Origin of the sequence: Cohnella sp. GCM10020058, assembly GCF_042683485.1 — a bacterium.
Lineage (GTDB): Bacteria > Bacillota > Bacilli > Paenibacillales > Paenibacillaceae > Cohnella.
The window spans coordinates 424,961-443,737 of record NZ_JBHUJV010000004.1 but is presented as its reverse complement, the minus strand read 5'-3'; the positions used below and the strand labels follow the sequence as shown (position 1 = coordinate 443,737).

19 protein-coding genes are annotated in these 18,777 nt (G+C 61.9%); 8 read left to right on the top strand and 11 right to left on the bottom strand.

Going from position 1 to position 18,777, the window contains the following annotated elements; all coding sequences use genetic code 11:
• Positions 1-179: 179 nt before the first annotated feature.
• Entirely contained in the window at positions 180-962 is a 783-nt protein-coding gene (locus ACFSR7_RS08330) for an exodeoxyribonuclease III (RefSeq protein ID WP_378160452.1), read from the top strand.
• Here ACFSR7_RS08330 and ACFSR7_RS08325 read toward each other — a convergent pair whose 3' ends face one another.
• A complete protein-coding gene (locus tag ACFSR7_RS08325; RefSeq protein WP_378160450.1) occupies positions 963-1,739 on the bottom strand; it encodes a DUF4183 domain-containing protein in 777 nt (258 codons plus the stop codon).
• 468 nt (positions 1,740-2,207) lie between these two features.
• Here ACFSR7_RS08325 and ACFSR7_RS08320 point away from each other — a divergent pair, with 468 nt between their 5' ends.
• Positions 2,208-2,618 carry a DUF4183 domain-containing protein gene (locus ACFSR7_RS08320; protein WP_378160448.1) on the top strand — a complete coding sequence of 137 codons (411 nt, stop codon included), beginning with the start codon at positions 2,208-2,210 and terminating at the stop codon, positions 2,616-2,618.
• Between the two features lie 453 nt (positions 2,619-3,071).
• Here the strand turns inward: ACFSR7_RS08320 and ACFSR7_RS08315 are convergent, their stop codons facing one another.
• On the bottom strand, positions 3,072-3,413 hold the full coding sequence (locus ACFSR7_RS08315; RefSeq protein ID WP_378160446.1) for a winged helix-turn-helix transcriptional regulator: 342 nt from the start codon (positions 3,411-3,413) through the stop codon (positions 3,072-3,074).
• A 223-nt stretch (positions 3,414-3,636) separates the two neighbouring features.
• Between ACFSR7_RS08315 and ACFSR7_RS08310 the strand changes: the two genes are divergently transcribed.
• Positions 3,637-4,398: an SDR family NAD(P)-dependent oxidoreductase gene (locus ACFSR7_RS08310; protein ID WP_378160445.1), complete on the top strand. Its 762-nt coding sequence runs from the start codon at positions 3,637-3,639 to the stop codon at positions 4,396-4,398.
• 83 nt (positions 4,399-4,481) lie between these two features.
• Here the strand turns inward: ACFSR7_RS08310 and ACFSR7_RS08305 are convergent, their stop codons facing one another.
• From ACFSR7_RS08305 to ACFSR7_RS08285, 5 genes are all read right to left on the bottom strand, one after another.
• Positions 4,482-5,435 carry a stalk domain-containing protein gene (locus tag ACFSR7_RS08305; protein ID WP_378160443.1) on the bottom strand — a complete coding sequence of 318 codons (954 nt, stop codon included), beginning with the start codon at positions 5,433-5,435 and terminating at the stop codon, positions 4,482-4,484.
• A 67-nt stretch (positions 5,436-5,502) separates the two neighbouring features.
• Positions 5,503-6,375 (bottom strand): protease modulator HflC, encoded by an 873-nt coding sequence (gene hflC, locus ACFSR7_RS08300; RefSeq protein ID WP_378160441.1) that lies wholly within the window; start codon positions 6,373-6,375, stop codon positions 5,503-5,505.
• Positions 6,372-7,421: an FtsH protease activity modulator HflK gene (gene hflK, locus ACFSR7_RS08295; RefSeq protein WP_378160439.1), complete on the bottom strand. Its 1,050-nt coding sequence runs from the start codon at positions 7,419-7,421 to the stop codon at positions 6,372-6,374. Before hflK ends, hflC begins: the two co-directional genes overlap by 4 nt.
• 362 nt (positions 7,422-7,783) lie before the next feature.
• On the bottom strand, positions 7,784-8,722 hold the full coding sequence (locus tag ACFSR7_RS08290; protein WP_378160437.1) for an aldo/keto reductase: 939 nt from the start codon (positions 8,720-8,722) through the stop codon (positions 7,784-7,786).
• 18 nt (positions 8,723-8,740) lie between these two features.
• The gene (locus ACFSR7_RS08285) at positions 8,741-9,739 is read right to left on the bottom strand and encodes a Gfo/Idh/MocA family protein (RefSeq protein WP_378160435.1); all 999 of its coding nucleotides are present in this window, start codon (positions 9,737-9,739) and stop codon (positions 8,741-8,743) included.
• A 127-nt stretch (positions 9,740-9,866) separates the two neighbouring features.
• Here ACFSR7_RS08285 and ACFSR7_RS08280 point away from each other — a divergent pair, with 127 nt between their 5' ends.
• Positions 9,867-10,706, top strand: coding sequence for a helix-turn-helix transcriptional regulator (locus tag ACFSR7_RS08280; RefSeq protein ID WP_378160433.1), 840 nt, complete (start codon positions 9,867-9,869; stop codon positions 10,704-10,706).
• Positions 10,707-10,812: 106 nt separating this feature from the next.
• On the opposite strand, the gene ACFSR7_RS08275 is transcribed toward ACFSR7_RS08280, so the two are convergent.
• Positions 10,813-11,190 carry a winged helix-turn-helix transcriptional regulator gene (locus tag ACFSR7_RS08275; RefSeq protein ID WP_378160431.1) on the bottom strand — a complete coding sequence of 126 codons (378 nt, stop codon included), beginning with the start codon at positions 11,188-11,190 and terminating at the stop codon, positions 10,813-10,815.
• 116 nt (positions 11,191-11,306) lie between these two features.
• Here ACFSR7_RS08275 and ACFSR7_RS08270 point away from each other — a divergent pair, with 116 nt between their 5' ends.
• Positions 11,307-12,320 carry a zinc-dependent alcohol dehydrogenase family protein gene (locus ACFSR7_RS08270; RefSeq protein WP_378160429.1) on the top strand — a complete coding sequence of 338 codons (1,014 nt, stop codon included), beginning with the start codon at positions 11,307-11,309 and terminating at the stop codon, positions 12,318-12,320.
• Between the two features lie 116 nt (positions 12,321-12,436).
• Here the strand turns inward: ACFSR7_RS08270 and ACFSR7_RS08265 are convergent, their stop codons facing one another.
• Both ACFSR7_RS08265 and ACFSR7_RS08260 read right to left on the bottom strand, forming a co-directional pair.
• A complete protein-coding gene (locus ACFSR7_RS08265) occupies positions 12,437-13,339 on the bottom strand; it encodes an aldo/keto reductase (protein WP_378160426.1) in 903 nt (300 codons plus the stop codon).
• 75 nt (positions 13,340-13,414) lie between these two features.
• Positions 13,415-14,884 (bottom strand): carboxylesterase/lipase family protein, encoded by a 1,470-nt coding sequence (locus ACFSR7_RS08260; protein WP_378160422.1) that lies wholly within the window; start codon positions 14,882-14,884, stop codon positions 13,415-13,417.
• Between the two features lie 168 nt (positions 14,885-15,052).
• Here ACFSR7_RS08260 and ACFSR7_RS08255 point away from each other — a divergent pair, with 168 nt between their 5' ends.
• The 3 genes from ACFSR7_RS08255 to ACFSR7_RS08245 all read left to right on the top strand — a co-directional run bounded on the left by ACFSR7_RS08255 (position 15,053) and on the right by ACFSR7_RS08245 (position 17,385).
• Positions 15,053-15,865, top strand: a complete 813-nt coding sequence (locus tag ACFSR7_RS08255) for a DUF6492 family protein (RefSeq protein WP_378160420.1) — start codon at positions 15,053-15,055, stop codon at positions 15,863-15,865.
• Positions 15,866-16,008: 143 nt separating this feature from the next.
• Entirely contained in the window at positions 16,009-16,665 is a 657-nt protein-coding gene (locus ACFSR7_RS08250) for an SDR family NAD(P)-dependent oxidoreductase (RefSeq protein ID WP_378160418.1), read from the top strand.
• A gap of 162 nt (positions 16,666-16,827) precedes the next feature.
• Positions 16,828-17,385 (top strand): NADPH-dependent FMN reductase, encoded by a 558-nt coding sequence (locus ACFSR7_RS08245; RefSeq protein ID WP_378160416.1) that lies wholly within the window; start codon positions 16,828-16,830, stop codon positions 17,383-17,385.
• A gap of 97 nt (positions 17,386-17,482) precedes the next feature.
• On the opposite strand, the gene ACFSR7_RS08240 is transcribed toward ACFSR7_RS08245, so the two are convergent.
• Positions 17,483-18,694, bottom strand: a complete 1,212-nt coding sequence (locus tag ACFSR7_RS08240; RefSeq protein WP_378160414.1) for an MFS transporter — start codon at positions 18,692-18,694, stop codon at positions 17,483-17,485.
• Between the last annotated feature and the right edge of the window lie 83 nt (positions 18,695-18,777).

Here is an 18,777-nt window from a genome sequence, read left to right as displayed (position 1 = left end):
GACAGCCGTGTGATCCGAACCGACAAACACCGGCAAAATTAGGTACTTTTTCTTATATACACCTAGTCGGCGGACCCTGTATGTGACAAATCTCACACGCATGATTCTTCCATTCGACACAGATCGGCGGCAGCAGGTAGAATTGTAGAAAGAGCATGATCGACGAAGGAGACTAAGCGATGAAACTGGCGTCATGGAACGTGAACGGACTGAGAGCCGCGATGAACAAAGGGTTTGGCGAATACTTCGACGCGCTGGACGCGGACCTGTTCTGCGTGCAGGAGACCAAGCTTCAGGAGGGACAGCTAAATCTGGACCATGGTGAGCGGTACGGGCAATATTGGAACTATGCGAAACAGAAGGGCTATTCCGGAACCGCCGTTTTCACGAAGCGCAAGCCGTTGTCGATACGTTACGGAATCGAAGAGGATGCCGAGGAAGAAGGCCGAATTCTGACGCTGGAATTCGAAGGCTTTTACCTGGTCAACGTATATACGCCAAACGCCCGCCGGGACTTGTCGCGCCTCGAGCTGCGCCTGGCATGGGAGGACCGGTTCCGCCGTTATCTGACGGAGCTCGATGCGGTCAAGCCTGTCATCGTCTGCGGCGACCTGAACGTCGCGCACGAGGAGATCGATCTGAAAAATCCGAAGCCGAACCGCGGCAACGCGGGCTTTACGGACGAGGAGCGCGCGAAAATGAGCGAGCTGCTGGACGCGGGCTTCATCGATACGTTCCGCCACCTGTACCCCGACCGGACCGACACTTACTCCTGGTGGTCTTACATGCCCGGCGTCCGTGCACGCAATGTCGGATGGCGCATCGACTACTTCCTCGTATCCGCGAGGCTCGCTCCTTTCGTGCGGGAGGCATCGATTGACTGCCAGATTATGGGCAGCGACCATTGCCCTGTGCTGCTGGAGCTGGACGATTCGATCTGGGACGGCATCGAGACTGCCTGATTATGCCGTAATTTCGACGAAAAAGCTGACGATCTGTACCATGATTGGCGTGCCGGCAAAAAGCGTCGCTCCCTCGGGATCGATCGTCACCGATGCCGGTGTCAGCGTGTAGACGTCCTGCTCTTGCGGCACGCCGTTCAGATACAGCATCGAGTAGGCGTTCGGGCCGAGTCCTTCAAAAGCCGTCGCCGGCACGCCGTCGACCATGAATTGGCCGGCGCCGATGGCGACCGGACTACTCGTATCTTCTTCGAGGAAATGAAGATACAGCGCGTTGTTCGGAAGAACGGCAATACCGGCTGGAAGCGGGCCCTCCGGTCCGGTCGCACCCGTTGTACCGGTCGCGCCGACCGAGCCTGCGACTCCTGTCGCACCCGTTGCACCGGTAGCGCCGACTGAGCCCGCAGCGCCGGTTGCGCCAGTGGCGCCGACCGAGCCTGCTACTCCCGTCGCACCCGTTGCACCGGTTGCGCCGACTGAGCCCGCAGCGCCGGTTGCGCCAGTTGCGCCAGTTGCGCCGACCGAGCCTGCGACTCCCGTCGCACCGGTCGCGCCGACTGAGCCCGTCGCGCCGGCAAGACCGTTCTCTCCTCGCGGACCCGCTGGCCCTGCCGGTCCGGCGTCCCCCCGGACGCCCTGAAGGCCTTGCAGCCCCCTATCTCCTTGCAGCCCGCGCCCTCCGATCGGCCCCGGCACGCCCGCCGCCCCGGGAATACCCTGAACGCCTTGCAGGTCGCCTTCCCTCCGCGTCAACCTCCGCATGCTTCCGCCCGGCATTGGCTGTGCCTGCTTTCCTGGCCCCGCACGCTGCAGACATTTTGCGCGATATCTTTCTTTTTTGCGGCAAGGCAGCTTTGGCTTATCCGCCGTGCCGCCGCTCGCGCCGCGGGAGCGACGGCGCCGCCTTCCACGAGATCCGTGTCCGACCATTCCTGTGCCGCGCTTGCACCGGCTGCCTGTCATCCCCATCGGAATCCCTCCTCCCCCCGTCGATTGCGGCCAGAAACCGCATTCCGCCTGCGCAAGATGATCGCCGTACCTTTTTCGGTATGCCTATAGTATGCCGTATGGGACGTTTCGCCTTGGGCTGTTGGCCTTGAGTGCCGCTAACTTTGCGTCATTGCCGTCCAAGTTGAGCTTGATGACGCGGTCGATCTGCCGTACCGGAATGGTGTGCGTCTGCATGTACTAAGATTAGAGCCGAGGCTCCTAAGCAGTCCGCTCGGCCCGGGGAGGTGAATTGCGATGCCCGTAATTAAACCTGTCATCATCGCCGTCGCCAGCGCGCCGGTCTCTACCGGCGGCGTCATCACGACGACCGTCAGCCCGACTGTGGCCCGCTTCTATGCCGCAATAACGGCTGCCATGATCGTAGGCGGCGTGACGACCATCCCAGCCGCCAGCTTTCTCGACGACGCCGACGCCCCCGTGACCGTGCTGCCCGTACCGGCTGACAACGGCTATTACAACGTCTACATTAACGGAATTCTTCAGCAAGGAGGCTTGTCCACATTGACTACCGCCAGCCTCGCGCTGGCTGCGGCAGATTTCTTGGAAGGCACGCCCGTCCTGCTTGAAGTAGGTACTTTCGGCGGCGACTCGGCGCTGACGACACAACCGACCATCTCGGCTCCGACGATTACGATTGTGTCTTAATCGATAGAATGGCAGAAGGCCGGCCCCCACTTCAAGGGGCCGGCCTTCTTTGTTCACTTTTTGCACAGCCCCTTACTTCTCCGCATCCAGTCTAGACAATAGCTGATCCGACAACCATGCCCAATTAGCCACCGTGCCGTCGCCGACGTCGTTCTTTCGCAGCAATGCCTGCAAATATACATCTAATTTCGTCGACGTCGGCCCTTTTACACAAAATAGCTGCAAATACGCAGGTATTTCCCTTCCACCGGCCTACTTTCCGGCTTGCGCTTTGCATTTACCTGCACATTTGCAAGTATTTCGCTAAGCATCGCGCTTCGGAAGAAAATACCTGTACAAACGCAGTTTTTTAAGCCGCAAAGCTTTCAAAAACACCGGCAAGAGACTGGCGCGCTGCATGCTCCGCGAATGACCACCCAATTCATACTTTTGGCTTTTCCCAAAAAGGAATCGTCAGCGCTTCTCCTTAAACGCCAGATGCGCGTATCCCCATCCGCACATCGCAACGAGCACCTTGCCCAGCGTCTTGCCGTGATCGGACAGCGCATATTCGACCTTCGGCGGAATCTCCGCGTAGACCCGCCTGTCGACGAGTCCGTCGCGCTCGAGCTCCCGCAGCTGGTTCGTCAGCATGCCTTGCGTGACGTCCGGCAGCCGTCGGCGCAGCTCCCCGAATCGCTTCGTGCCCTCCTCGAGCAGCAAAAACAAGATCAAAGGCTTCCACTTGCCCCCGATCGCGCGCAGCGTCGCCGATATTCCGTCCGTGGCGACTTCGCGCCGCTTGTCGTCGGTCATCGTCGGCGTCCTCCTCGTTACTCTTCCCTTCAACAGGCCTTTTTTCCACTTTAACAGAGCTCCGGGAAGAGCGGTAGTGGTTCGTCTAGCGCGAGCAATCTCCGCGTCGGTACGGTTTTGCGGACTATGTATGGAAAAACGGCGTACTGTGCAGTCGCAGGCGCGCGGTCCATAATGAAAGAGCCATCCGGATGAGCGGCAAACGAAGGAGAGAACGCAAAGGATGAACATTTCGTTAAAAGGCAAATCCGCCGTCGTGACAGGCGCGAGCCGAGGGATCGGACTGGCGTCCGCGAAGCTGCTGGCCGAGGCGGGGGCCGGCGTCGTGGCGGCAGCCCGCAGCGCGACGGACGAGCTGCGGACGCTCGCAGCGACGTATGACGTGCATCCTGTCGAAGCGAACGCGGCATCGAGCGAAGGAGCCGCAGCGGCGATCGAGGCCGCAGTCTCGCGATACGGCAAGCTGGACATTCTCGTCAACAACATCGGCGCCACGGACGCCCGCGCGGGGGAAGGCTTCCTGAAGCTATCCGACGAAGATTGGACGGAGATGTTGGAGATCAATCTGATGAGCGTCGTGCGGGCGACCCGCGCCGCCCTCCCGCATATGTCGCCGGGAGGCGCCATCGTCAATATCTCTTCGATGAACGCGATCATGCCGAACGCGCGCATCATCGCTTACAGCGCCTCCAAAGCCGCGACAACGAACCTGTCGAAAAATCTGGCGCTCGCCTACGCGCCCCAAGGCATACGCGTCAACACCGTGGCGCCGGGCCCGACGGAAACGGCGATGTGGGAGACGCGCATCCCCGCCGACCAGGAGGAAAAAAGCCGGATGGCAAAAGAGATCGGCATCTCACTCGGCCGGTTCGCGCAGCCGGAGGAGATCGCAGCGCTCGTCGTATTTCTTGCGTCCGACCGCGCTTCGATGATTACTGGCGCGGATTATATCATCGACGGCGGCTTGGTTAAGACGATTCATTAAAGGTCGCAGGCCTTACATGCAAAGAAAAAAGGTACAGCCGCCCCGAAAGTTGGAGGTGCTGTACCTACTTTATAAAGACGGTGTCAGGAACTGATAAATTGCTGCGTCCAATAGCTGCGATAATCGGAACTCGAGTAATAAGCGTAGCCAATGCCGATTTGCTCGTAGTCGCCCAGCATGTTTTTCAGATGGCCCGGGCTGTTCTCCCACGCCGTCACGACCGACGCAGGCGTCTCCTGTCCTGCCGCGATGTTCTCCGCCGCCGACCGGAACTTGATGCCCTGGTCCCGCATCATCTCGAACGGGTCCCCGTAGGTCGGCGACTCGTGGCTAAAGTAACCCTGCTCCCCCATGTCCGCGGACTTCAAGCGCGCGACCAGGGACAAAGGCACGCTGAGCGCGAACGGCTTGGTCTTGCCGTACCGCGCGCGCAGGTCGTTGGTCCGGAAAAACGCTTCGATCTCCTCGTTCGACAGCTTGAACAGTTCGCCGTTAAGCGCGTACTGCTTAAACGTCATCTCTGGCGCTCCCGCCGCCGCGTCGGGCTGAGAGATGACGGCGGTCTTGGACGCCTGCCGCCATTCCAGCGCGCGTCCCGTCAGCTCCGCGCTCGCGCGCAGCGGGATCATCGTGCTGTCCGACAGCAATTGCGCGGCCACGTCCAGCTTAACGACGTAGCCGGTCGTCTTGCCGGACGGATCGGTCACCGTCCGCTGCACGTACGGCGAGCCGATCTTCAGCTTCAGCACGGTCGCCCCCTGCCCCGCCTGCATCGTCGCCGTCACGACCCGCGCGTCGGGATCCCACGCCATGCGCGCGCCCATCGCTTCGAGCAGCGCACGGGCGGGCACGAGCATACGCCCTACCTTGATGACCGGCGCCGCCTCCGCGAACACGACGGGGATGCCGTCGACAATCGCGTTGGCAGCGGCCCCTGCCGCCCCCACAGAACCAGCGCCTCCGGGCGCCGGCACAACCAGCCCGACCGCCAGCAGCAGCGCCAGCCCCGCCTTGCTCAACCAACCGTATCGCCTCACCGGCATCGCCTCCCTCTATGGGGTCTCTTTACCCGGATGCTAGAAGGCCTTACCTCGAGTCTCGCTTCTACCGCTCTCCCAGCAGAATTCGCGTATACGGCGAATCCGCAGGCAGCATGATGACCGGTTCGCCCTTGAACGTCGTCGTGTAGCTTTGCAGCGTGCGGTACAGCTTGTAGAATTTCGGATCCTTGCCGTACGCCTCGTTGTAGATGCGGGCCGCTTCCTTCTCGCCCTCGGCCACGATCTTCTTGGCGTCCGCCTCGGCCTGTGCGATCAGCTCCTGCGCCTGACGGTCCGCGTTGGACGTCACCTTGCGCGACTGCTCGTCGCCCTCGGACAGGTAGCCGGCCGCGATCGACTGGCGATCCGAGATCATGCGGTTGTACACGCTCTGCTTGTTCTCGTCGGGCAGGTCCGTCTTCTTGATGCGCACGTCGATGATCTCGATGCCGTAGCTCTGGTTCTCCGCGACGTCCCGGACGATCTGGGTGATCTCGTCGTTGATGTCGCCCCGCGCCGTCGTCTCGCTGATGATGCTGCCGTATTCGATCTCGGACAGCTTGCGCCGCACCGCGTTGTAGACGGCGTCGCCGATCCGTCCCTCCGCAGCCGATACGGTCTGCAGCGACCGCAGGAAGCGATGCGGGTCGTCAATGCGCCAGACCGAATAGTTGTCGACGATGATCGGCTTCTTGTCCTTGGTCAGGATCGTCGTCGGCTGGCTGTCGTAGATGCGCTGGTACTTGGGGAGCGTGCGCACGGATTCGATGAACGGGATTTTAAAATGAATGCCGGGGGACTGATGGATGCGCGTCGCCTCGCCGAATTTGAGCACGACCTTGTACTGTCCCTCGCCGACGACGAACATGGATCCGGAGAGGAGGATGATGAGCAATAGCGCGCCTGCGCCGGTCAGGATCCATTTGCGGGTATTCATTGTCCGGCACCTCCCTGGGCTGCATTAGGCTGTGTCGTCGTACCGCTCGGAGTAGTCGCCTTCGCGCCGCTATTCTTGAGGAAACTGTCCAGCGGCAGGTAGTTCACTGTGTCTCCGCTCCCGTCGGTCACGATGACCTTGGCGTTCGGCAGAATCTGCTCGAGCGTCTCGAGCACGAGACGGTCGGCGGTGACTTCCGGATTTTTAGCATATTCATTGTAAACGGCATTAAATTGCGCCACGTCGCCCTGCGCGTTCAGGATCCGCGACTTCTTCTGCGCCTCGGCCTGCTCGATAAGCGCCTGCGCCTCGCCCCGTGCCTTGGGCAGCCGGTCGTTCACGTACTTTTGCGCCTGGTTGATCTTCGTGTTCTTCTCCTCGCGCGCGTTGGTGACTTCCTTGAATGCCGTCTGGACCTGGCCCTCGGGCGGCTCGATGTCCTGGAACTTCAGGTCGATGATCTGGATGCCCGTGCCGTACTTCTCCTGGATCTCCTCTAGCTTCTTTTTGACGTCGGTCTGGATGACCGTCTTGCCTTCCGTAATCGCGTAATCCAGCTTGGTCGCACCCATGACCGACCGGATCGCCGCGCTGGCCGAGTTCCTGAGGAACTGTTCCGGATCGTCGATGTTGTACAAATAGTCGCGTATATTAGCCACCTTCCACTCGATGACGGCGTCCGCGGACACGATGTTCTCGTCGCCCGTAATCATGAGCGCCTCGGACTCGACCGGCGACACCTTGCCGCCGCTGTCCTCGCGATAACCGATGTGCAGCTTCTGCGTCAAGTTCGCCGGCACCTTCACGACCCGCTGGATCGGCGACGGCAGCTTGAAGTGCAAGCCCGACTTCTCCTGCGTCGCCGTATACTTGCCAAACGTCAGGATCGCCGCCTGCTCCTGCTCCTGTACCGTGTAAAACGTCGTCGAGCCGATCCAGACTACGATGACCGCTGCGATGCCTAAAACGATGAGCCGCCACGTTCGCTTGGGCAGCTTCGGCATCTGGTACGCCCTTTGCGTATTGCCGCCTTGAAAGACTTCCATGCGCAATCCCCTCCCATATGTGTGTAGGAGTACATACGGCGAAAGGGCGTAAGCGGTTGCTTTGAATTGCGGGAATGGCTGAAGTTGTTGGAGCGTGAGACGTGGAGGAATAGCGATGTGGCACTTTCTTATTCGGCGGGGGAACGGGGCTTTGCGGCGGAATAGCGATGTGGCACTTTCTTATTCGGCGGGGGACGGGGCTTTTTGGCGGAATAGCGATGTGGCACATTCTTATTCGGCGGGGGACGGGGATTTTTGGCGAAATAGCGATGTGGCACATTCTTATTCTCTCACGAAAAACCGAGCATCCGCCCGGATGCTCGGTAAATCGCTCTGTTCCAACACTTTTACACTCGCCAGCGTCAGACCGTCGCCCGCTTCAGATCGAGCCACTCCATCTCTTCTCTCGTCAATACGAGACGCATCGCTTCATCGCAGGAGCGGAGCTCCTCGGCGTTGCGGGCGCCGATGAGCGCGCAGGCGGGAAACGGCTGGTTCAGCACGTAAGCGAGGGCGATCTGAATCGCGGTCACGCCTTTGTCCGCGGCAAGCCGCTCGGCGCGCGCGAGACGCTCCCAGTTATCGTCGTTGTAGAACACGCGCACCAGGTCGGCGTCGCTCCGGTCATCCGGGGAGAAACGCCCCGTGAAGAAGCCGCGCGCCTGCGACGACCACGAGAGCAGCGGAAGCTGATGCTTCTCGTGCCAATCGATGGTCGGTTGATCAGCCGAGACCGCGTCCTTCCAGTACGGCTCTTTGGCCTTCGCGAGGCTCAGGTTCGGGCTGCTGAACGTGAAGCCGACGAGGCCGTGCGCCGCTGCATACTCGTTGGCCTCCTGCAGCCGCTGCCACGTCCAGTTGGATCCGCCGATCGCCCCGATCGCGCCGGATTCGATATGGGCGTTCAACGCTTCGACGATGACGCCGACATGTACATCGGGATCGTCGCGATGCAGCGCGTACAGCTCGATGTGATCCGTCCGCAGCCGCTCGAGACTCACGCTCAGATCGTCGGCGATCGCCTGCTTGTTCACGCGCGGGCCGTCCTTGTTATGGTGCGCGCCCTTGGTCAGGATTACGATCTTGTCCCGGTTGCCGCTCTCCTCCATATACCGGCCGAGCACTTCTTCGCTCTGCCCGCCGCAGTAGATATGCGCGCTGTCGACGGCGTTGCCGCCGAGCGCCAGATAGGCGTCCATATTGGTCGCCGCCAGTTCGTACGAGTGATGGTAAAAGTAATCGGTCCCTTTGATCAGGCGGGATACGGGCAAGCGCGATCCCGGAATGTCGATGTATTCCATGCGTGCAGCCTCCTTCGATTAAATGACGATGCGCGCGCGCTCGGATGCCGACCGCAGCACCGCGTCGATGACCTTCATGTTGCTTACTGCATCCTCCGGTCCGAACGCCGACGCCTCGCCGTCGAGTACCGTTCTTGCAAATTCGTCGCCTTGCAGCGCATATTGGTTGCCGCGCGGCACCTCGACCTCTCTTCTGCCGTCTTTCGAAACGACGAAGAAGTTGTAGCCGCCGTCCGGTCCAGCGACGAAAGCCGACGGCACCTCAATGCTCGCCTTGGTGCCCAGCACCTCGAGCGTATTGCGCGAGGACGCCCACATGCCGCAGTCGAAGGTCAGCGCCACGCCGCCCGCGAACTCGACCAGCCCGGATGCCATCATATCGACGCCGTCGTGCTCGGGCGAAAAGAAAGCGTGCGCCGTAGCCGCCTCCGGCTCCTGCCCGAGAATGAGCCGCGCCGCGCTGATCGGATAGCAGCCGACATCGTACACCGACCCGCCGCCCCAGTCGCGCCGGTAGCGGATGTTCGTATGGTTCGCCGCGTTGTTGAAGGTAAACGTGCCGTGAATCCCCCTTACTTCGCCGATCTCGCCGGATTCGACCATTTGCCGGATCAACCGATAGCGCGGGTGATGGCGGTACATGAACGCCTCCGCTAGATGTACGCCCTTTTCCCGGCAAAATTCGACCATGCGCGCTGCCTCCGCGGCATCAAGCGCGATCGGCTTTTCGCACAGCACATGCTTGCCCGCTTCGGCGGCCCGAATCGTCCAAGGCAGATGCAGATGATTCGGCAGAGGCACGTAGACCGCGTCGATCGTATCATCCGCGAGCAGCGCCTCGTAGCTGCCGTAAGCGCGCTCGATCCCGAGTCGCTCCGCCGTCTCCTTCGCCTTGTCCGCATCCCGGCTCGCGATGGCCGCCACGACGTTCCGCTCCGACTGCTGCAGACCGGGAATAACCGCGCGAACCGCGATGCCCGCGCACCCGAGAATGCCCCATCTCAACTTGCGTTCCATTTGACCGCAGCCTCCTTGCTCATGCTTGATTGATAAGATATTGTCAGTATAATAACAACTAAATAAAATGAAAATGACAGCTTATTGACCATCATTAAAACAATATTGTCACAGAGGGAGAAAGACTGTGAGAAGACAAGCGCATCTGCTGACGCTAGCCGGAAGCCCGTATCTCGTCATGCCTGAATCGGTGGGCGCCTACCGCGATTTTCCCGACCATTCCGTGCTGCGGGAAGCCGGCGTGCTCAACAATTTCAACATCCATTATGTCGCGGCAGGCAAAGGCTACGCGGAGACCGAGACGGGCGTGCACGAACTGCGGGCCGGCGATGCCGTGCTGTATTTTCCGCTGCAGCGACAGCGCTACTACAGCAGCGAGGACGAGCCATGGGATGTGCGGTGGGTTCACTTTTACGGGGAGGAGCTGCGCGATTATCTGGTGCGACTCGGCTTTCATCAGTCCGCGGTCTGGTCCCTCCGGCAGCGGGAAGCCTGGGAAGCCGCGCACTTGGCGCTCCTCGGGGAAGCGGAGGCGCATCAGCTGCTGCGTCCGGTGCGCCTGTCCATGCTGACCTACGCCCTCTTTTCGGAGTTCGTTCAGCAGGCCGTCCCCGTCTCCGACGTCAAATCGGCGGGATCCGATCGCCGCATTCTGGATCTGCTGCCCGACATGCAGCGGGAGTCTTGCGCGCCTTTCATTCTCGAAGATTGGGCGGCGCGCGCGGGCGTGAGCCGTCATTATTTTTGCAAGCTGTTCCGGCAGGCGATGGGCTTCTCGCCCATGGACTTCGTCACCCGCTGCCGGCTGCAGGCGGCCAAGCAGTGGCTGCTCGAGCACCCGACGCTGCCCGTCGGGCGTATCGCGGAGGATGCCGGGTATCCGAGCGCGAGTTACTTTAACAAGCGATTTAGCGAGCATGAGGGCGTTACGCCGACGGAGTACCGGCGGCTGTTCGGGAAGGCTTAGGCGGACCGCAAGGATCGCAGCCCGATGGATGCCCATGCTGCAACGCACATAGGCCGGAAGCCCGACGAGGCATTCCGGCCTTTTTTACGCAGACGCAGCCTGTTCGTCAGCCGTGCGAGGCGTCTTGGTGCACGGCATCGTACGCTTCCCGCGCCTCGCTTACAGACGCATAATGTGCCGAAGACCATTCCTTCAACATCCGCAAAAAGGGAAGAAGCGTCATACCGAGCGGCGTCAGCGCGTATTCCACGACGGGCGGGACGACAGGCGTTACTTTTCGAACCACAAGGCCGTCGCGCTCCAGCTGCTTCAGCGTCTGGGTCAACATTTTCTGCGAAATGTCCGCGATCCGGCTCTTGATCGAGCCATACCGGATCGTTCCGTCTTCCAGGGCGTAGATGACGAGCGCCGTCCATTTGTTCGAGACGATCTCCAGCACCCGCCTGTAGCTGCATTCCACGATCGAGATATCGGGTTCTCTCACGCCGCTGCCTCCTTTACGCACCTTGAGGTTCGCATGCCACGTCAAAGTGCCTTCTTACTTAATTTTAGTAAATCAATTATGGTATGTCTATTCCCATCTCAAGGAGTGTGGCATTTATGAAAGCATATGTCGTCCGAGGCGGCTTCGGCCTCGATCATGTCGTTCAGGTCGACCGTCCGATTCCCGAGCCGGGTCCGGGCCAGGCGCTCGTCCGGCTCAAGGCCTTGTCCTTGAATTCCCGCGATATCGGCGTCATCGAGGGCTTCTACAATCCCGAACGCACCGAAGGCCTGATTCCCGTATCCGACGGCGTCGGCGAGATCGTCGCCTTGGGCGAAGGGGCGGCCCGGTTCAAGCTTGGCGACCGCGTCTGCGGCATCTTCACGCAGAGCTGGATCGACGGCGAGCCGACGCGGGCGAACTGGACGTCGACGCTGGGCAGTCCGCTGGACGGCCTTCTGGCCGAGTATGCGGTGCTGCCGCAGGAAGGGCTCGTCCGCGTCCCCGATCATCTGAGCGACGCGGAAGCCGCGACATTGCCGTGCGCGGCCGTCACCGCCTGGCATGCCGTCGTCGAGGAAGGACAGGTACGCGCCGGCGACACGGTCGTCGTGCAGGGCACGGGAGGCGTCTCCATGTTCGCGCTGCAATTCGCCAAGCTTAAGGGCGCGCAGGTCATCGTCACCTCCGGCAGCGGCGAAAAGCTTGAACGCGCGCTGGCGATGGGCGCCGATCACGGCATTCATTATACGGAAAAAGCGGATTGGGAAAACGCGGTGCTGGCCTATACGCAAGGACGCGGCGCGGACCATATCGTCGACGTGGGCGGCGCGGCAACGCTGAACCGTTCGGTAGCGGCGCTGAGGGTCGGAGGCAGGATCAGCATCGTCGGCTTGCTGTCCGGCGCGGCCGTCGAAGATTTCGCGATCGTCCCCGCCATTTTAAAAAAGGCGAGGCTGCAAGCGATAAACGTCGGGAGCCGCGCGATGTTCGAATCGATGAACCGTGCGATCGCCCATAACGGGCTCCGTCCGGCCATCGATCGCGTATTCCCGTTCGCCGAGGCGGTCGACGCGCTTCGGCGCTTGAAAACGGAATCGTACTTCGGGAAGATCTGCATTACGCTTTAAAACCATGCTATCCGCATCGGAGGCGTTTCTTTGGAGCGCGGCGGCGACTTGCCGCCGCAAATCGGCCGAGCGGCACGGCTATACCGCAAGCGGCAGTCCGCAGCTTCACGCCGGGGTCAGCGATGCAGCGCATAGCGGCTCGCCTTGCTCGCGCCGCGGATCGCCTCAAGCTCCGCGTCGGAGAGCGGCGGCACCTCTGCGGCCGCAAGATTCTGCAGCAGCTGCTCGCGGCTGCTTGCTCCCGGGATCGCCGCGGCGACCGTCGGGTGCCCGAGCGAGTAGCGGATCGCGAGCTGCGAGAGGCTGCGAGCCGGGGACGTCAACTGCTGCAGCTCGCCGCGCAGCGCGACCAGCTCGTCCAGCTCGTATTCGAGCACGCCCTTCGCCGGCTCGCGTCCGTCCGCCAGCGCCCCGCTCGCTACGGGTCCTCGCGCGATGACGCTGATCCCCTTTTCCGCCAGGAGCGGCAGCACCGTCTCTTCGGCCCGGCGGTCGACGATGCTGTACTGGTTCATGACGCTCGCGATTCCCGAGCGCGCGACATACTCGCGTATTACGTTGGGACGGATCGAGGAGATGCCGTACGCCCGGATGACGCCTTCGCGCTTCAACTGCTCGAACGCCTCGATCGTCTCGTCGATCGGATCGTCCAGCGTGCCGCCGTGCAGCTGGTACAGGTCGATATAATCGGTGCCGAGCCGCTTCAGGCTGTCCCGGACCGCCGACAGAATATATGCCCTGGAGGCGTCCCATGTCCAGCCGTCCTGCCCGGGAATGCGCCGGTTGCCGACCTTGGTCGCCACCACGACCTGCTCCCGCCGGCCCCGGATCGCCTTGCCCACCAGCTCCTCGTTGCGTCCGCCGTCATAAAGGTCCGCCGTATCCAGCAGCGTGACGCCCCGGTCGAGCGCCTCGCCGAGCAAGGCCGTCGCCTTCGTCTCCTCCGTGCCCAGCGACATGCAGCCGAGGCCGATCTCGCTCACGTACAGTTCTGAACCGCCCAAACGATTTTTCTTCATTATTCCGATCTCCTCCCTCTTAATTAAGTTCAATTCCCGCTAGACTAAGACGATCCCCACCTAAGCTCATCCTCGCTACAAACCAAGCATCGCGCGCTTGCCCGCAGCCGGATCCGATACGGCCTCCGGCACCTCGGCCGCGCCGAAGATCATTGTCATCCGCTCCGGCTCCCCATAAGGAGGCCATGCCAACTTCGCCGTGTCCGGCGAACCCGTCTTCGCAAATGCAAGCCATGCAGCCTGCATCTCCAAGGTCAGCCGGCGCGCGTCCGGACCCAGCGTCGCGCCCAACTGCCGCTCCAGTACCTGCAGATTGCCGAAGACAAAAACGATCTCCCGCATATGCACAGCCCGCGCCAGCGAGGGATGAACAGCCGAAGTCCAATCGAACCGGTACATCCATACAGGCGCATGCCCCGTCTGTGCGTGCGCGAGACGCAGCGCAGCGCGCCAGAAAAAAAGATCCGTCATAATATCCGCCTGCCCTTGTGCCGTATGCGGATACGAACGCACGAGCGATGCGGCGTCGGCAATGTCCGTCATGAGCTCGACGCCGCGAATCGCGCCCTCCAGGGGCACGGGCGCAGACCCGGGGCGGATGAAGTATTCGCCTTCGTCCCTGTTCGTGCCGACGAGCAGCGCCACGCCGCCCGCCGCGCCCGATCGGATCGCCTCGAGCGGCTCGACCGGCAGCGTGGCCGCCTCGACGACCGGCTGGAAGAGCATCGCCGGACCGCCGCCCAGCATCCGTCCCATCTCCTCGGCAGCCTGCATAATGGTCGACGCGGGAAGCTCCTTCAGCAGATGCGCGTCGGACCGTTCGATGCCGAGCAGCAGCAGGATGCCCGCCGTCACCTGCTCGGCCTGCTCCGCCGGCAGCGTCTGCGCCGCGCCGCTCTGCAGGATCGCCCGCGCGAACAATCCCTTCGCGTCCGGCATCGCAAGCATCGCGGCGATGCTCATCGCGCCCGCAGACTCGCCGAATACGGTTACCTGTGCCGGGTCCCCGCCGAACGCGGCAATCTCGGAGCGGATCCAGGACAGCGCGGCGATCTGGTCAAGCAGCCCGGCATTAGAGACGAAGCCTTCTCCGAGCGGCGCGAGATGCAGAAATCCAAAGGGACCGAGCCGGTAATTGACCGTAACGGCGATCACGCCTTGGCGGGCGAGGCTCGCGCCGTCGCAGGCCGAATCAGCGCCGGTGCCGGTAACGAACGCGCCGCCGTGAATCCAGAACATGACGGGCAGCGGCTTTTTGGTTCGTTTGGCGGGCGCCCATATATTTAAGTAAAGACAATCCTCGCTAGCCGGCGGCGTGTCCGCAGAAAGACCGTACTTCTCCGCGGGCCCGCCAGGCTGAAGACACGGCGGACCGAACGCTTTGGCCGGCCGGACGCCTTCCCAGGCCGCCGCCCGTTCGGGCGCCGCGAATCGCCGCTCTCCGGCCGGCGGCCTCGCGTACGGAATTCCCTTCCACGATCTCGCGCCGTTCTCCGCCTGCCCTTCCAACCATCCCGAGCTTGTCTTGATCCGCAAGTCGTCCACAGGCGCGCACCCTTTCCCGTCAACCTCTCCTTATCTTATTATCAATGCTTGCAAAGTGATTTTCCAGTCGCCGGCCCAAGCCAATGACGATTAGCTTCATACGCTGTATCACATGGACCAAAAATGCCGGCAAACGGCCTCCGTGAGCGGAAAGGAGCGGCGAGCGACATGGCTTCAGCCAAATCAGGCGCAGGAAAGACGGGTCCCCGCATCGACGTGCTGATCCCCGCGATCGAAAAGGATCTGGGCACCCTGCCCCACGTGATCGACGGCATCCGCAAGCAGGTCAAGCATCCCATCGCCAGCTTTATGATCGTCTCGCCGAACAGCAAGCGAATCCGGGCGCTCTGCCGGAGAAAAGGCTGCAAGTTCGTCGACGAGCGGACGGTGCTGCCGATCGGCAAAAAGGATATTCGCTACGGCACGAAGCGCTGGAATCGCGCGGGCTGGCTCTATCAGCAGCTGCTTAAGCTCGCGGGCAGCAAGCTGGGCGCGGCGGGCCACTATCTCGTGGCGGATGCGGACACCGTGCTGATCCGGCCTCACCGGTTCGTGACCGGCGGCCGGCCGGTCTTCTACTGCCGGAGCTGGAGCCAGGGCGATTACTTCCGCACGTACCGCAAGCTCCTGGGTGTCAAAGCTTCCGCCCCGCGCTCCTTCGTCACGCACTACATGCTGTTCGATAAGGCGAAGGTCAGGCAGCTCAAGGGGAAAATCGAGAAGCGCCTCGGCAAACGCTGGTACAAAGCGATCATCGGCAGCATCGATAAGACCAGGCAATTCGGTTTTTCCGAGTTCGAGACGTACGGCAACTTCCTGCACGGCCGCAATCCTCGCGGCATCGTCATGAAGTCAGCGCTGAACAAAAGCCTGCATACTTCGTTTTCTTCGTTGTCTCCGGCGCGGCTGCGCAAGCTCGCAGGCAAATACCGTTCAATCTCGTTTCACAAACGGAAGATCTATTCGAGACCCGGCATATAACCGTTTTATCAACGGCCCGGCGCGTGAGCGTGGGCCTTTTTGTCTTTTGCGGAAATAGGCGGACATACACAAAATTCCATTTTTTATATTGTATAATTCCAGTCGGAATGATAGTGTATATAAAAAACGAAGGAGCGGATGTCATGAGCAAGCCGTTGTTGGTCGTCGTCGGGGCGGGGGCAGGCGTTAGCGCCTCCGTCGCCAGGAAGTTCGGTTCGGAAGGCTTCAAGGTTGCGCTGATCGCGCGTCGAAAGGCCTCTCTTGAAGCGTTGGCGGAAGAATTGACCGGGCAAGGCATTGACACGTTCCCTGTCGAGGCGGATGCGTCCGTCCCCGCTTCCGTCGAGGAAGCGTTCGGCCGGATCCGCGCGAGCTTCGGGGAGCCGAGCGCGCTGCTCTACAACGCGGCCGCGATCACAAGGTCGGCGGTGTCGAACCTGGACGAACAGCAGTTGATCGACGACTTCAAGGTTAACGTCGTGGGCGCGCTGACGAGCGTCAAGCAAGTCGTGCCGTCGTTCGTCGCGCGCAAGCACGGGACGATCCTCATCACGGGCGGCGGCCTCGCGCTCTCTCCGAATCCGGCCTACGCCTCGCTGTCCATCGGCAAGGCGGGCGTCCGCTCGCTCGCGTTCGCATTGGCAGAAGAACTTGCGCCGCAGGGCATTTACGTAGGCACCGTCACCATCGCCGGCTATGTGTCCAAGGGCACGTTCTACGATCCGGACCGGATCGCGGAGTCGTACTGGAAGCTGCATGCGCAGCGCGACCAAGTCGAAATCGTTTTCGCGGAAAACTGATTGCCTGCAAGCCTTAGGCCGCCGTCGCCCGGACGCTTGCCCGAACGCCCCTTCTGGGCTACGATACATTCGAGGCACGTCCGGTCCGCCGCATCCCCATAGCAGCAACGCATCCAGAACGCGGAAGCCGGCTCCTACATATCTCGGCTGGAGGAATCATACATGACCAAGATCGCCATCATCATCGGAAGCACGCGCCCCGGGCGCAAAGCCGAGGACGTCGCCAAGTGGGTATACGAGATCGCCGCGAATCGGGACGACGCGTCGTTCGAGCTCGTGGACATCGCCGACTACGCCCTGCCCCTGTACGACGAGCCGATCCCTCCCGTCATGGGCAACTACAAGCACGCGCACACGCTCGCCTGGTCCGAGCGGATCAAGGGCTTCGACGGCTTCGTGTTCGTCACGCCCGAATACAATCACTCGACGTCGAGCGCGCTGAAGAACGCGATCGATTACCTATACCACGAGTGGAACGACAAGGCCGCAGGCTTCGTCGGCTACGGCAGCGCCGGCGGCTCCCGGGCGGTCGAGCATCTTCGCCAGATCGCAGGCGAGCTGAAGATGGCGGACGTTCAGGCGCAGGTTTCTTTGTCTCTCTTCCACGACTTCGAAAACTTCAGCGTTCTGAAGCCCGGCCCCAAGCAGGAGGCTTCCGTGAACAACATGCTGAGCCAGGTCGTTGCTTGGAGCGGTGCGCTCAAGACGCTGCGGGCTTAAAACGCTGCGGGCTTAAGACGCTGCGGGCTTAAGACGCTGCGGGCTTAACATAAGAAGGCGGGACTGCGGCACGGCCGCGGTTCCGCCTATTTTATCGTTACTCGGACGCGAACCGGCCGCTTCCGTTCTTCGGTGAATCGGCTCTGCCGCCCTTGGCGAAGGACGCCAACCCCGCCGACAGCGAGAGCAGGCCGAACGCAAGTGCCGCCCAGGGATGATAGCGGACCGTGGACGACACGTCGGCGAGCAGGCCGCCGGCCAAGGATCCGATCGCGACGCCAAGGTGCAGGAGCGACGTGTTGAGCCCGAGCACGATATTCGTCGATTCGGGCGCGATCCGGACGAAGTAGGTCTGGATCGCCGGAATCGCCACGGAATAGGCCAGCATCCAAGCCGCAGAGACGGCAAGGCCCGCCGCGAGGCCGCCTGCGGCGGAGGCGAAGATATATGTCGCGAAGGGCATCAAAGCCAAGGCCAACGCCATTGCGGCCAGACTCCGCACGATAACCGCCGGAGGACCGCGTCTGTCGGCCGCCCCGCCGCCGAAGCGCGTGGCAAGCGTACCGGCCAAGCCGAGCAGCAGCATCGTCATCCCCGTGTACGACAAGTTCAACCCAAGGACGTCCTGCAGAAAAGGTACGAAGTACGTGTTCAGCAAGGCGATGCCCGACGAGAACAGCAGAGACATCAGCAGCCCCGCCGCAAGCGCGGGCCGGCGCAGCACGGCGAACTGGCGGCCGAAGCCGACGGGGACGTCGCCTTCTATCTCGGGCAGCTTGCGCAGGATCCCTGTCATCGCGAGCAGCGCGCCTGCGCCGAGCAGCAAGTACATGCTTCGCCAGGACCATCCGTTAGCCAGGGCGATGCCGATTGGCGCGCCAAGCACAGACGCGGCGCTGAACGCCATCATGACGGTGCTCATGGCGCGTCCGAGCTGGCCGGCCGGCACGAGCTTGGGAAGCGTGCCGAGCGCCGTCGTCAGATAGACGCCTGCGGCCGCGCCGATCAGGGCGCGCAGCGCGAGCATTGCCGCGTAGCCTTCGCTGAAGTAGGAGAGCAGGCTGCCCGCAGCGAACACGAGGAGCGCGGCAGCAAGAAGCCTGCGGCGCGAGAACCGCTGCGTCAGCGAGACGAAGAGCGGCGTACCGACGGCGAACCCCATGGAAAAGGCGGTGACGAGCTGGCCCGCCTGGGCGATGCTGATCCCGGCATCCCGGGAGATGATCGGCAGGATGCCGACGACGGCCAGTTCGGCGAAGCCCGTCAAGAATGTGCCCAGCGTGAGCATATAAACAATCGTGCGATTCATTTTAACCACCTCTTATCATTGTCGCTGAGCCGCGCGGCCCTTGTAGCGACAGTATAAGCGGGCTACTATATTTAAGTAAGAAC